Raw genomic sequence first — 14292 nt, 5'->3', positions numbered from 1 at the left:
ATAAGAGATGTCTGCAGATGCAGATCAGATGAGCTCAGGGTGGACTCATATTTTTGAGATCAGATCAGCTTAATAATTTGGATCGCTATTTCCATCAGAAGATGGAGAGCCGGTTCTAATATCATGATCGTGAGCTTGGTTGTTAACCCATACTACTTGGGTGCCGGGTGCTACCTCAAGGTTTTCGGGGACAAATTGGTCGCTTTCCATGCTAACAGTATCTCGATCTACCGCTTCCGTATTACTGGTAACGGTAATTTGACCGGTCATATCCGGTGAATGGATAGTACAGTAATAATCAACGGTTTCCTCTTCCTCAAAGGTATAGCTAAAGGTGTCCCCGGGTGCAATAGGGCCGCTTGAAAAGGTTGCCGATTGATTTTGGTTGTTGTTATTATTCTCGTTGCCGGAGTCTGTACTCGATTCGCTGCATCCTGCTACAATCAGAAACAAAGACAGAACAATAGTCAAAAGGTTATTGTGATGGTTGCTTATTAGCATAATAAATCCCTCATAATTGTGATTAGATTGCTGGAGTCCGTTTCTTATCTGTACAGCAATATTAGTATGAGGGTTGCCTCCGGAAAGGTTTTTTCTCAGCTAAAATTGTCAGCGAGTAGTTGGGCTGGATGCAGAGCTTTTAAATTACACCCATCTTTTATTTGATGACGGCACGAAAAGCCCGGTGCACAAATGATAGTATCTTCCGCGATATTTTGCAGGGCGGGGAATAACCGTTGGTTCCCAATATTCATTGATACCTCGTAGTGATTAGCTTCATACCCAAAGCTGCCGGCCATTCCGCAGCAGCCGGTGTCGCCAACTTCAACCTCATAGCCAGCACTTTCCAGCGTTTTGTGAATAGCTGAATTTCCAATGAGTGATTTGGCGTGGCAGTGTCCGTGTACAAATACCTTCTCCTTTTTTGAGGATAAAGGAGAATCTGCGAGCAAGGAAGCGGCGAACTCCTCAAAAGTATAGGTGGCATCGGCTACTTTTTCCGCTGAGTGAACCTGATCTTCGTTACATAAGTCGAGGTATTCATCGCGGAGGGTTAAAATTTCTGAAGGTTCGAGCCCGATGATAGGCATCCCCTGATCAGCGAATGTAGCCAATTTGGGTAAATGAGTATCAAGAATTTGTTTAGCATGCGTAAGCATCCCCTTCGAGATCTGTGGGCGTCCCACTTCGTGAAAGTCAGGGACAATAACCCCGATGCCTTGAGATTCTAAAAACTGAACGGCTGCTTTGCCGATTTCCGGCTCATGGTAATTGGTGAAAATATCAATTAAAAGTACCGCCTCTTGTCCACTTGTTGAATCTGTCACCGAACGGTTCTCGCGGCTATTCCACCAGTCCATAAATGTTACATTGGCGAAAGTCGGCAAAGTGCGGCGCTTGTCAATATCTAAAAACTGGTACAGTAGTTCCTTAGTAACAGGTTGCTTTATCATCCAGTTAGATATGTTAGGAAACATACTTGCCAGGGGATATAATTTAGCAGCCTGACCAAAAAAGCGTTCGCTCAGCGAAATTCCGTGTGCTTTATGCCATCTCTGCATGAATTCGGCTTTCATTTTTGCCATATCCACATTGGCGGGACATTCGCTTTTACAGGCCTTGCAGCTCAGGCACAAGTCAAGTGCATCCTTAAGTTCCTCGGATCGAAACGCTTCTTTTTGTTTTCCGGAAAATAGTTGTCGAAACAGGTTTGCTCGTCCACGAGTGGAATGCTTTTCCTCTTTGGTAGCCATATAGCTGGGGCACATCGTGCCGCCACTTTCGGATAGCTTTCGGCAAACACCTGCCCCGTTACAAAGTTCTACTGCATCTGCAAAACTCTCCTCTTTTCGCCAGTTGAACTGGGTAACTACTTTGGGTTTTTGATACGACGGAGAATACCGAAGATCCTGTTCCATCGGCTTTGGTTCCGTAATTTTACCGGGATTGAATATATTTTTGGGATCCCAGATCTGCTTTACCTTTTTAAGCAGCGGTATCATCTCTGATCCGAGTACTTTTTCAATATATGGAGCTCGTGCTCGGCCATCACCATGTTCGCCGGAAAGCGATCCGCGGTAATTACGTACCAGATCAGCAATTTCACCGGCCATCGTTTTCATTTTCTCAATCCCTTCCGATTTTTGCAGATTGATAACCGGCCGCAAGTGTAGTTCTCCCACCGAAGCGTGGGCATAAAACACACAGTTGGTGTCATGCTTATCCAAAATCTTTTGGAAATCATCAATATAGTCAGGCAAATCAGGAACGCGAACAGCCGTATCTTCAGCGAAAGTAGGGGTTCGTCCTTCCGACCCCAGCCCCATGAGTAATCCCAATCCCGCTTTGCGCAGGTTCCAGACACGTTCCATTTTATTTTCTTCAGTGATGATAGGCGTGGCTTCGCTGAGACCCAATCTTTGTAATTTTTTAGATAGCTTTTCAGCTTTTTGGTGAAGTTCGCTGGCGTCATCACCGTCGAGTTGTACAATCAGAATTGCCTTGGGATCGCCATCCAAAAAGAAACGATTTTCGCGCTGTTCGATGTTGCCTTTGGTTGCGTTTAGGATAATATCATCAACCAATTCTACGGCAGCAGGATCTTCTTTGACGATTTCGACCGTGGCTTCAAGGGCTTTTCGAATCGTTGAAAAATGAGGTACTAAAATGATGGATTCAGGATCTCGAGAGACGAGCCTGAGTTTTGCCGAAGCGGTCATGGCCAGTGTGCCCTCACTGCCACAAAGCAATTCGGCCATATTAAACTTTCTGCCGTCCGAATGGAATGGCTGCATTTCACAAAGACGATCAAGCGCATAACCGGTATTTCGCCTGATAATTTCGGGATGGGGATAGTTTTCTAAAATCTGATCTCGGTGTTTACGGATAAGCGTACTCATTTCTCGATAGATATAACCCTCGAGCGTATCAAGCTCCATCTTGGCCGCCAATTCGGTTTTGGTCAGCGGCTTAAAAGTAGCCTGGGATCCGTCGCTCAGTACAGCGTCAATCTCAAGAATATGTTCCCGCGTGGTTTTATGTTTGATCGAAAAGATACCGCAGGAGTTATTACCGATCATTCCGCCAATCATGCAGCGATTCGTAGTGGCGGTATCAGGTCCAAAGAGCAGGTTATATTTTTTGGCTTTCCGGTTTAGGGTATCCCGAATTACGCCCGGCTGTACCTTAGCAAACTGTTTACGTTCGTTAAGTTCAATAATCCGGTTCATATTGCGACCTACATCCATAACAATACCACCACCGGTGGTTTGTCCCGCAAGGCTGGTTCCCGCTCCCCGTGCGGTAATGCTCTTGTGATTTTCCCGTGCCCATCGAACAATTTCGGTAATTTCATGTAGCGATTCTGGAAAAGCTACGCCTTCGGGCAATTCTTCATAACTGGAGGCGTCGTTGGCGTACAGGCGGCGTGTTTGCTCGTTGGTATGAATGTCGGGAGTGGGGGGTTCGAGAGATATATCCATAGGAGAAAGATATACCAATATTTGGATGCCTTTGCAAAAAATTGCTTCAATGTTCCGGAACACTTTTATGGCTACAAAAAAGTGTTTTCGGCGCGTTTCAGGATCTCATCACCGATGGCAAGGCCGGCCGTTGCGGCAGGACTCGGGGCATTGAGTACATGAATTTCACGATCCGTAACTTCAAACTGGAAATCATCCAGGATTTCGCCATTGGGCTTTAGTGCCATGGCCCGCACGCCAGAAGGAGAGGGCTTTAGATGATCGGGACGAATGGCTGGAATGAGTTCTTGCAGTCCCTTAACAAAAGCTCTTTTGGAGAATGACCGGTACCACTCATCCAAGCCCATCTTCCAGTACTTTCGGGCCAGATTGTAAAACCCCGGGAAGTTGAGTGTTTCAATGGTTTCATCCAGATCAAATGAAAGCTTATCGTACCCTTCGCGCTTGAACGCAAAAACGGCATTGGGTCCACATTCTACAGCCCCACGCACCATCTTGGTAAAGTGTACGCCCAGAAATGGAAACGCCGGGTTGGGCATGGGGTAAATCAATCCGTTAACAAAATGCTGGACCTCGGGCTTAAGTTCATAATACTCACCTCGGAAAGGCACAATTTGTATATCCGGTTGTACACCTGCCGACTCGGCGACCTGATCACTGTACAATCCGGCGCAGTTGATTAGATAGTTCCCATGGAAAGTATCAGTAGTTGTGTTAACAGATAGTCCGCTTTTGTCTTGATCGATATTTGTAACTTCTTGCCCACATGCGACCCGGTTGCCGTTTTGTTCAATAAGTGTACGCAGTTGTTGACAAACGCCCACGTAATCCACGATGCCTGAGCAGGGTACGTGAATGCCTTTCACGCTATTGGTCACGTAAGGTTCAATTTCGGTAACTTCATCTGGGTCGATTTTCTTAATGCCTTCGATTCCGTTTATCTGGCCTGTTTCAAAAATATTATCCAGTCTTGGGATATCGTCTTCTTCGGTAGCGACGATAACCTTACCACATATTTCATACTCAACACCGTATTGCTCACAAAAATCAACGAGTTGGTGACGCCCGTCCACGCAGTTTTTTGCGCGATAGCTGTTGGGCTTGTAATAGATACCTGAGTGAATAACACCTGAATTGTTACCGGTCTGGTGAGCAGCAACATTATCTTCTTTTTCGAGTACCAGAATATCTAAATCGGGGTAAGACTCTGAAATTTTAAAGGCCGTAGAAAGACCGACGATGCCGGCTCCTACTATAATAAAATCGTAAGTTGACATGAGCTAAAGTTTGTTCATCCCTAAAATTAGTCGCCTAAAATACAAAAATGCAGACTGGGGATAAATAAAAAAGGCCATCCCAAGTTTCTTGAGATGGCCTGCTAAGGTGGGGTAGAACTACTGGCTTATATTTTCATTCTCGGGAATGGGGAACGATACCCAAACATTATCATCCTGGCGATCAATAGGAAGTTCATCGAGTCGATCATATCTACGCATGTCCACCCAGCGGTGACCTTCAAAGAAAAGTTCGTAACGGCGCTGGTTGAGCATCTCGTCAATAACTTCGGCTTGGCCTCCCGTACCACGGCTGAAGTCACCAAGTCCCGCCGCATTGCGGATGACATTCAGATCGTCTTCCGCAGCATCCAAATCACCTGCATTATTACGCTGTGTCAGTGCTTCAGCCCGAATTAACAGGAGCTCGGCATTGCGAATAATGGGCATTGGAGCGGTTTGCGACTGATAAACAAACAGTCCGTAGTCACTGGTAAGTGAATCAAGAGTAGCAGGTTCATTGCGCAACTGAACTTTCTGATCGATGCGCAGATCACCGGCCTCGGCATCTTCTACCCACGAATTGTGGGCTACCCAGCTGTCACGTGATCCCGATTGCGGATCAGCAAAGACCTGGTTGAGCAGGTCGTTGGTAGCGGTTGAAAATAGATGATACGACCCAAAACGCAGGTCTGCCGTTTCGTCGATAAACGATTCCGGCAGATAGGTCGTAAGAACGGTATTCCAGTCTGGCTGCGGCCGATATACTTCGACGCGTGCGCGCAGGGCACGGTTAAACTCCCTGAACGTTGCCGGGGTGTTTAATCCATCAAAGCCACCCGATAGGTTAAAGGGAAATACCGCTCCTGCATTGGTCAGATTTGTTGCGGCTTCATCCAGGAGATCAGCAATAAGCTGATACGATGCGGCAGTATTTAGCAATTCGCCGGCATTAAAAATATCCGTTTCGAGTTGCCGACGAAGACCATTTTCGTTTGTTTGTGTCAGAGCCATCAAATATTGATAGGCTTTCATGGTTTTGGCATAACCCAGTACGCTGTTGAATTCTTCATCCGAATAAACACCATCATTATTGAGTGTGGTAGCAGCCTGGATGGTGATGTTAGCGTTCCGGATGACCCGATAGAATGAGGCCCATGTTCTCGTTATATAGAACGAGCCGGCATCAAGCTGTGCATTTCCTTTACCGAGCAAATCTCCGGTATTACGAGGTTCAGCAGAAAGGAAACGGTACATTTCGCGGCCAATCATCCCCATGTTAATATGGTAGATGCGCAGTTCAGTACGGAGTCCGGCTTCGGTTCCCACAGCAAGAGTGCTAATATCTGCTCGTGATGGGTTGTCAAGAATACTCTGAAGTTCTGAGTTATTGGGATCGGCACGGTCATTGATATTGACGATATCACAGCTAAAGCCCCAAAACATCATAACGACAGTTAACAGTACAATTTTGGTAAATCCTTGGTTTGATAGTTTCATAATAATATACCTGCTTGATTAAAAGTCGATCTTGAAGTGGAAATAATATTGCTTGGATGAGGGATAGGGCGCTACCTCAATACCTTGAGCAATAGGTTGGTTTCCAAAGTTGGAGGCCTCTGGATCATAGCTGCGATACGGCGACACGGTAAAGAGGTTGGTTGCCGAAGCACCCAGCCGAACACCGCGTATGCCGTTGCTGACGTTAGCCAGCCATGTGCTGGGAACGTTGTAATACAATCCTATTTCCCGCAGGCGCAGATACGAAGCATCCTGTACAAATTGGTCGGTGCTGATACCCAGCAGACTTAGTCGTTTAATACCGTTAGGCGTATCATCGGTAATTTCTGCCGCTTGATTCTGGTATTCGGCAAAGGTCAAGTCTGTATCATCATAATCAGGTGTTGTTCCATTGAGATCGAACAGCAACTCCGTAAGGTTGATCATGTCGCCGCCCTGTTTCCAATGGAGCAGGAATGAAAAGTCTACGTTTCTGAATATTTTAAACTCATTCTGCATCGACATCTGGAAGTCAGGCTCCCCATCACCCAGTTTTTTCGTTAGAATATTAGGGTTGCCGTTTGCATCGGTAACAAGGTTTCCATTACCGTCGACCTCTGGATCAAGGCCTACGATTTGAGTAGCTGATTTACCCTCTTCGATTCGATATACTCCTAATGAGGTACCGAACCCCCCTACATCAAAGGCGGGCACAGGTAGATCGGTTACTTCGGAGACATTTTTCCAAAAGTTGATGTTAGCGTTCCAATTAAAGTTTCGTCTGTTTACAGGGAGCAGGTTCAAGCTCACCTCAACACCTCGATTTCTCATTTTTCCCGCATTAAAGCTTTCGAAACTGAATCCGGTTGATGGTTCCAGCTCGCGCTGTAATAACATGTCTTCAATCTGTTTTTGATAGACTGTAAGTTCGAGTGATGCGAGTCCATCTTTGACGGAGATATCAAAACCTGCCTCGATCTCTTTCTGGCGTTCGGGTTTGATATTTTCGACCCCACGAATATTGGTCAGTAAAACGCCTCCCAATCCACCGGTATTGGAGGGTGCCAGGGATGTAAATTTAGCTCCGAACGTGGAAAGGTTACCGGTTTGCCCGTAAGCAACACGGAACTTGAGGTTGTCAATGGCATCGGCTGACCAGAAATTTTCGTTGGTAATATTCCATGCCAGTGAGGCTTTCGGGTACAGATATATTTTATTGACATCGCCGTTTCGATCGGACTTATCACCGCGTAATCCCACCGTTGCGATATAAGTATCGGCATAGTTTACTTCTTCCTGGAGGAAGAAACCGCGGTCGCGCTGAAATATTTTAGTCTGATCTACTCGCACAGATACGGCCTGATCTACATTGGTTTGCGTACCCAAGACTCCATTTGATACATTCAAAACCCGGTTTTGGTCATTATTAAAAGAGGTGTATCCGGCCTGTGAAACAAATGAAAGTCGGTCGCTTGCCGTAAAATTATGAACCAGCAGTGCCGAGGTGTTGGTGTTTAAATTATTGGTGTTGGTTTCGATTAGGGTGCCGGGTGCTCCACTGGCCTGCTCAAACTGCAATTCGCTGGGAAATACAAGCTTGTTATTTTGACTGAAGTGATCCACACCGCCCGTAAATCTAAAGTTTAATGCATGCTTTGATTGTTGTATGATGCTGTAATCTACCTCAACCGATGTTAACACTCGATTCACGAATTCACCGTTAGAAAACAGGTCGCGTGTTTGTAGCTGATTGGCCGAGTTAAACGGATGGTTGGGGTATATTCGGTTGGCATCGGGACGCAAATCAATGAAGTTGGGGGTAGCTACCATCGATACCCCGAAAGTCGTGCCGGTGTTGTCGTTATTGGTTAATCCTCGAAACGTTTCGGAGTGGATATAATTTGAGGATACTTTAACGTTTAGATTATTGGTAAACCGGTGATCTATGTTGGCTCGTATTGATTGCTTCTCATATCCCGTCGTCGGAATAATTCCTTCATCATCCTGCAAACTTCCGCTGATAAAGAAGCTGGTAGATTCATTTCCGAAACTGCTGCTTATTTGAGTACGTGCAAGCATACCTTCTTGACCGTACATTAACTCTTCGTAATCTAGGAATCTTCCTGAGTTTTGGGCTTCATTAAAAAGCGCCAACCCGGTTGGACCAAAGGCATCTTCAGCTGTTTGGGCTGTAAAATCACGTGCACCCAGTTTTTTGATGATGGTATTGAAACCGACAGACTGAGAAACGCTGAATTGTGGTTGTCCTCCACTACCACGTTTTGTTTGAATGATTACCACTCCGCTGGAGGCTCGTTGTCCATAAATGGCTGCAGCTGAGGCTCCTTTTAAGATCTCAATGCTTTCAATTTCATCGGGATTAAGATCAGCTATTCGATTTACGGGATTATCTTGATTGGAAGCACTACCGCCGGCTGCGGCCGCTGTTACAGCATTGGATCCATTTGGAATAGCATCGTTGTTAAGATAGATGCCATCTACAATATATAATGGCTCCGAAGATCCGTTAATCGTTGTCACACCACGCAGTTTCATCGAGATACCTCCGCCGGGCGCTCCTGAATTGGCACTGATGTTAGCCCCGGGAATTTTACCATACAGATCCGAACTCAGCGTTTGTGATTGTGTGGTTCCTCTCAATTCCGCGGATGAAATAGAGGTGACCGAATTAGCCAGGTTTTCCCTTTTTATGGAGCTGGCAAGACCGGTTACCACTACTTCTTCTAGATTAGCTACATCAGAAGATAGTTCAACTACGAGGTCTTCTGTATTGATGTCTACATTGATGTTTTTTGCGATATAACCCACATAACTGATGCGCAGAATGGCCTCAGTTCCGGGTAATTCAATTGAAAATTCTCCATCGACATTTGTTGTCGTGCCTATACTTGTTTCGGCATGAAATATATTTGCTCCTACAAGTAGCTCTCCGGTGCGCTCGTCTACTACTGAGCCGGTTACTGTGAACTGTGCTAAAGCTATATTAGAATACAATAGCATTATAGCCAGCGCGAAAAGGAATTTGTAACTGTTATACATAGCTATAAATTAGTGTTATTATTATAGTTACAAGCAATATACTCGCAATAACTATAGGGGAGAATTTTTTTTGGCCGGCAGGTGTAAAAACAGAAAAAAGTCAAGGATTTAAGCTTTTTTCCTAAATTAGACGAAAGAAAAAGATCTTTTTCCTTATTTTTTATGGTGTGGATATCACAGATGGGTCGCTGATGTATCCCACAGATGATATTATTTGAATGCTTATCTTATGATCTCTGTTTTGTATCTTTGGTCAAACAAACATTCAATTAGATTTGATAAGATGAGAAATTATTCTTGGGCGATTATACTTTTATTGGCAATTAGTTCAATTGCTTGTGGTGGATCGGATAAGCAGCAAAAGGAAGCAGCAAGCTCAACTGAAAATGACAACAAGGCCGATCAAAAGTTAACGGAAGCCCAATATGTGGAACAGGCTACATTTACCGATTTGGAAGGGAACGAAGTATCCATTTCGGATTTTAAAGGAAAGGTAGTACTTATCGATTTTTGGGAGACATGGTGCAAACCCTGTCTGGCAAGTTTTCCAACCATGCAAAAAGTACAGGAAGAATATTCTGACAGTTTTGTAGTATTAGCAGTAACTCCCGGATTTACAGATACAAGGGAAGATGCCGAAGCTTTCGCCCAAGAGCATGATTATACTTTTGAGTACCTTATGGATTCTAACAACCTGCATCGGAAGTTGGGAGTACAGGGTATTCCTTACAAAATTTACGTAGATGCAGAGGGGAATTTTATAGAAAAATCATTGGGCACATCCGGACCAAAGGGCGATTACAAGAAGCTAAAGAAGATCATCGAGAAGCATAAATAAAAAGTAGTACTGCGAAGGAATGTATTTTTAGCTGCCGTTGTTGAGTAACGTCAGTAAATCTTGTATTTTTAGAAACTTTCACAAAACGGAAATTAAGCAATCAAATTCATGGCACAGAAGGTAAAAGAGAAACTTCCTTATAAAGTTAAGGACATTGGACTGGCTGATTTTGGCCGGAAAGAGATACGTTTAGCCGAGGCAGAGATGCCGGGCTTGATGGCGCTCCGCGAAGAATATGCGGATGAACAACCGTTGAAGGGCGCACGCATTGCGGGCTGCCTGCACATGACGGTTCAAACAGCAGTATTAATTGAGACACTCATTGAGCTGGGAGCCGAGGTACAGTGGTCTTCCTGCAATATTTTTTCAACACAGGATCACGCGGCAGCAGCTATTGCTGATCAAGGGATTCCGGTGTACGCCTGGAAAGGGATGAACGAAGAAGAATTCTGGTGGGCGATAGAACAGACGCTCTTCTTTGAGGATGGCGAACCGCTGAATATGATTTTAGATGACGGCGGAGATCTTACGAAATTAGTACATGAAGATTATCCCGAGCTGCTCGACGGCATCAATGGTATTTCTGAGGAAACGACCACTGGTGTGAATCGCCTGTATAAGATGGCGAAAACTGGAACGCTTGGTGCTCCTGCAATCAACGTTAACGACTCAGTAACCAAATCGAAGTTTGATAATAAGTACGGTTGTCGCGAGTCTTGTGTGGATGCGGTTAAGCGTGCTACTGATATCATGTTGGCCGGGAAAGTTGCAGTGGTGGCCGGATACGGTGACGTCGGAAAAGGTTCTGCTGCATCACTTCGTGGAGCCGGTGCTCGTGTAATTGTTACGGAAATTGATCCTATTTGTGCACTTCAGGCGGCCATGGAAGGCTATGAAGTGATGAAGATGGACGATGCTGTTAAAGAAGCCGACATTGTCGTTACGGCAACAGGTAATAAAGATATTATTACCGAGCGTCACTTCAAGAATATGAAGGATAAAACGATTGTCGGTAATATTGGCCACTTTGATAATGAAATTGATGTATCATGGCTCAAAGAAAATTCTGAGCGTGTTAACATCAAGCCGCAGGTGGATCTGTTTAAGCTCGATGACAATGGAAAAGAGATTATTCTCCTTTCCGAAGGTCGACTGATGAATCTCGGTAATGCAACAGGACATCCTTCTTTTGTGATGTCAAACAGCTTTACCAACCAGACGCTGGCTCAGATTGCACTCTGGAATCGTCCGGAAGATTTTAACTTGGAAGTAAGTGTACTTCCAAAAGATCTGGATGAGAAAGTAGCGCGTCTGCACCTCAAGAAAATTGGCGTGGAGCTTGAAGAGCTTTCTGACGAACAGGCGGAATACATTGATGTTCCCAAAGAGGGACCATATAAGCCTGATCATTACCGCTATTAATTTTCTATAGCAGTTTGTAATTTTGGCCTCATTCATTTTGCGATGGATGAGGCCTTTTTATTTGATCATAACATGTCATCCTGAACTTGTTTCAGGATTTCTATAACAATAGTCTTTGTAAGTAATAGGTTGATTTATGTCTGATAACAAGAAAGAAATTAGCATAACCGTAGAACTCGACGACAATAATGTGCCCGAAAAAATCGATTGGAATGCAACCGATAAAGAGGGCGAAGGTATTGCCAACTGTAAGGCGATGTTTTTATCAATGTGGGATCCCAAAAAACAGGATACGCTGCGACTGGATTTATGGACGAAAGAGATGACCAAAGACGAAATGAAAATATTTTTTCATCAGACGTTGGTAACGATGGCTGATACCCTGGAAAATTCTACTGAAGAAGAGGGAATGGCCGAAGATATGCGGGACTTTACTTCCTACTTCGCTGAAAAAATGGAAATTCTGGATCAGTAGGAATTAAACAGCAGCAACTGAAAAAGGAGGAAATATAATGTTATTATTGATAAAGAATGGAACCGAAAGTTACGGCACTCTCGCGCTCCCGTTCATCCCATAAATCGTAATTTAACACTTCCCCTTCTACTTGGGGCATCGTCTGCAAGAAAGTATAAAGAGGTGGGAATCCACAAATGCGATAGGGGTCATACTCTTCTTTCATCAGGGCAAGCATGGACTGCCGGTCATTGTTAGTACCGTATTTCAAGAATTGCTTGTCGAAGCTTTCTATATCATCAAACATCGTTGCAGCAGGAGCGTCATCTCCAAACTTTTTGCCGACGTGTGCTAAGTCACCACTGATCAGGAAAAAAGTGTCGCTGTCGTTGCCGTACTTTTTGTTTAATAATGCGGAAAAGTTATCAAGTTGCTGAGCTAGGTGCCCATCCTCCATGTAATATAAGTCATCCAGTCCTCGAATAACGAAAGGCACAATTTCGTATTCATGATCCCAAAGATAGCTTAAAAATAACAGATGGAGCTCAAGGCTGTGCTCCATACGGTGGGCACGATCGTGGATAGAGATTCCTGCATCAGTTTTGAAATTTTGTAATTCCCCAATAGCTTGCTGGTCTCTGTGGACGGTCCCCAATGGCATTTCAAAATCCTTATTGATTAAGATGAAAGGATCACTTTGATAGAGATCGGGAAAGAGTCCGGCGTAATGCGACGTAGCTAGCATAATCACGCGTTTGGGTTTTAGATAACGGATGGGAGCAAAAGCTTTTACATAACTGTTCAGTGCTACGCGAGGATCGATATGGGGAGCATACAGAGCTTTGGCATTGCTGGTTGACTCGATATCTTTTTGAGCATGCTCGGCAAAAGCCTCATCCAGATAATCTTTTAACTCTTTGGGATCAGCAGGGTAGGAGCTGCCGGCTGTTACGGATTGATGAACAGTTGATTTCTCATATCCAGCCTCGATCTTCTCTGAATGCTGCTCAAAATAATCAGAAGCCAATACCCGGTTTTTGTCTAACAGCTGGATAAATTGAAGCAGATCATCTGTGTTGATTCCGTTCCCCAAATGAGGTGCAAGATCGTGAATGCTTTTTTGCCCGTCGAATAATGAAATAATCTGTCCCGCTCCCCGCTTTAAAGCAAAGTCTGCGGTAGCATATTCCCGTTGATCATGAAAATAGAGGAGTGCATCCCCATTGTCTTGTATGGGGATGAGTTGCAGATCTTGCCGTAATGGAGGGATTGGTTTTGATTTAGAATCGAAAAGCTTTTGTTCATTCATGAAATAATCGTTTTAAGAGCATGTGTCCTGCTAAACTTGTTTTAGCATCTTTAATGTTCGTTATCGCATAGCTCCTGAAATAAATTAAGGATGACACGGTGCAATTTATTTGTTTTCCCGCATCGCTTGGCACTCGCAGTTAATTCCATACTCTTTACATAGCGGATGGTCGGGCGGATCAGAAATTCGTGCCTTACAGGCATTTCGCCCATGATGAATCATCAAATGCGAAAGATTGGTCCAGTGTTCCCTTGGAAATAGTGCCATAAGGTCACGCTCAATCTTATCCGTATTTTTTTCGTGTTGGGTAAGTCCATACCGGTTCGAAAAACGACGTACATGGGTATCCACAACAACACCTACATTAATCCCAAAAGCATTGCCGAGCACTACATTAGCCGTTTTACGGGCCACACCGTAAAATTCCAGCAGATCATCGATATTTTGTGGAACTTCCCCATCATGCTTTTCTACAATAGCCTGTGCTGATCGCTTTAATGCTTTGGCTTTGTTACGGTAAAATCCGGTAGAGCGAACCAGTTCCTCCAATTCCTGGAGAGGCGCCTCGGCCATAGCTTCAGGAGTTGGGTAGGATTCAAACAGGTCAGGGGTCGTCTTATTCACTCGAACATCGGTGCATTGGGCACTCAGAATGGTAGCACATAATAATTCAAAAGGGTTTCGGTAGTCCAATGCACAATGCGGATTGGGATAGTGCTCATAAAGCGTGTCTAGAATTTTCTTGGCATGGGCTTTTTGCTCTGTCGTTTTTTCGGGAAGTTTAGGTAAATCTTCGTACTGCTTGGTTTTCGCCATGTGTGATGATTCTGTGTTGAAGGATTTTTTTTGATGTCATTCTGAACCATATACCGAGTTTATCTCAGTATTTCTTTCAGAATCTACTACCAAATCGATACCGAATAGAAGATCAAAAGTAGTAGAAGTCCATCGTA

Annotated in this window: 10 protein-coding genes; 3 read left to right on the top strand and 7 right to left on the bottom strand. The window is 44.5% G+C overall.

Annotated features, from left to right (window positions below; genetic code table 11):
- Positions 1–69 precede the first annotated feature (69 nt).
- From ACT3IB_RS07905 to ACT3IB_RS07885, 5 genes are all read right to left on the bottom strand, one after another.
- Entirely contained in the window at positions 70–501 is a 432-nt protein-coding gene (locus ACT3IB_RS07905) for a cupredoxin domain-containing protein (RefSeq protein WP_491538464.1), read from the bottom strand.
- A gap of 95 nt (positions 502–596) precedes the next feature.
- A complete protein-coding gene (locus tag ACT3IB_RS07900; RefSeq protein WP_491538463.1) occupies positions 597–3482 on the bottom strand; it encodes an FAD-binding and (Fe-S)-binding domain-containing protein in 2886 nt (961 codons plus the stop codon).
- A 71-nt stretch (positions 3483–3553) separates the two neighbouring features.
- Positions 3554–4759, bottom strand: a complete 1206-nt coding sequence (gene lhgO, locus ACT3IB_RS07895; RefSeq protein ID WP_491538462.1) for an L-2-hydroxyglutarate oxidase — start codon at positions 4757–4759, stop codon at positions 3554–3556.
- A gap of 117 nt (positions 4760–4876) precedes the next feature.
- Positions 4877–6256, bottom strand: coding sequence for a RagB/SusD family nutrient uptake outer membrane protein (locus tag ACT3IB_RS07890; protein WP_491538461.1), 1380 nt, complete (start codon positions 6254–6256; stop codon positions 4877–4879).
- Between the two features lie 18 nt (positions 6257–6274).
- On the bottom strand, positions 6275–9316 hold the full coding sequence (locus ACT3IB_RS07885; RefSeq protein ID WP_491538460.1) for a SusC/RagA family TonB-linked outer membrane protein: 3042 nt from the start codon (positions 9314–9316) through the stop codon (positions 6275–6277).
- Positions 9317–9599: 283 nt separating this feature from the next.
- On the opposite strand from ACT3IB_RS07885, the gene ACT3IB_RS07880 reads away from it, so the two are divergent.
- The 3 genes from ACT3IB_RS07880 to gldC all read left to right on the top strand — a co-directional run bounded on the left by ACT3IB_RS07880 (position 9600) and on the right by gldC (position 12051).
- Positions 9600–10154, top strand: coding sequence for a TlpA family protein disulfide reductase (locus ACT3IB_RS07880; RefSeq protein ID WP_491538459.1), 555 nt, complete (start codon positions 9600–9602; stop codon positions 10152–10154).
- Positions 10155–10262: 108 nt separating this feature from the next.
- Entirely contained in the window at positions 10263–11576 is a 1314-nt protein-coding gene (gene ahcY / locus ACT3IB_RS07875; protein WP_491538458.1) for an adenosylhomocysteinase, read from the top strand.
- Positions 11577–11712: 136 nt separating this feature from the next.
- Complete coding sequence (gene gldC, locus ACT3IB_RS07870; RefSeq protein WP_491538457.1) at positions 11713–12051, top strand: gliding motility protein GldC; 339 nt, start codon at positions 11713–11715, stop codon at positions 12049–12051.
- A gap of 43 nt (positions 12052–12094) precedes the next feature.
- On the opposite strand, the gene amrB is transcribed toward gldC, so the two are convergent.
- Positions 12095–13339 carry an AmmeMemoRadiSam system protein B gene (amrB, locus tag ACT3IB_RS07865; protein ID WP_491538456.1) on the bottom strand — a complete coding sequence of 415 codons (1245 nt, stop codon included), beginning with the start codon at positions 13337–13339 and terminating at the stop codon, positions 12095–12097.
- 105 nt (positions 13340–13444) lie between these two features.
- Entirely contained in the window at positions 13445–14155 is a 711-nt protein-coding gene (nth, locus tag ACT3IB_RS07860; RefSeq protein WP_491538455.1) for an endonuclease III, read from the bottom strand.
- Between the last annotated feature and the right edge of the window lie 137 nt (positions 14156–14292).

Source organism: Fodinibius sp. GM21, assembly GCF_058386955.1.
The sequence above is the reverse complement of the archived record's forward strand: the minus strand, read 5'-3'. Positions and strand labels throughout refer to the sequence as shown.

What these genes read in the sequence shown, in the direction of transcription:
- ACT3IB_RS07905 (WP_491538464.1), bottom strand. Translation starts at nt 501, where the DNA reads ATGCTAATAAGCAACCATCACAATAACCTTTTGACTATTGTTCTGTCT.
- ACT3IB_RS07900 (WP_491538463.1), bottom strand. Translation starts at nt 3,482, where the DNA reads ATGGATATATCTCTCGAACCCCCCACTCCCGACATTCATACCAACGAG.
- lhgO (WP_491538462.1), bottom strand. Translation starts at nt 4,759, where the DNA reads ATGTCAACTTACGATTTTATTATAGTAGGAGCCGGCATCGTCGGTCTT.
- ACT3IB_RS07890 (WP_491538461.1), bottom strand. Translation starts at nt 6,256, where the DNA reads ATGAAACTATCAAACCAAGGATTTACCAAAATTGTACTGTTAACTGTC.
- ACT3IB_RS07885 (WP_491538460.1), bottom strand. Translation starts at nt 9,316, where the DNA reads ATGTATAACAGTTACAAATTCCTTTTCGCGCTGGCTATAATGCTATTG.
- ACT3IB_RS07880 (WP_491538459.1), top strand. Translation starts at nt 9,600, where the DNA reads ATGAGAAATTATTCTTGGGCGATTATACTTTTATTGGCAATTAGTTCA.
- ahcY (WP_491538458.1), top strand. Translation starts at nt 10,263, where the DNA reads ATGGCACAGAAGGTAAAAGAGAAACTTCCTTATAAAGTTAAGGACATT.
- gldC (WP_491538457.1), top strand. Translation starts at nt 11,713, where the DNA reads ATGTCTGATAACAAGAAAGAAATTAGCATAACCGTAGAACTCGACGAC.
- amrB (WP_491538456.1), bottom strand. Translation starts at nt 13,339, where the DNA reads ATGAATGAACAAAAGCTTTTCGATTCTAAATCAAAACCAATCCCTCCA.
- nth (WP_491538455.1), bottom strand. Translation starts at nt 14,155, where the DNA reads ATGGCGAAAACCAAGCAGTACGAAGATTTACCTAAACTTCCCGAAAAA.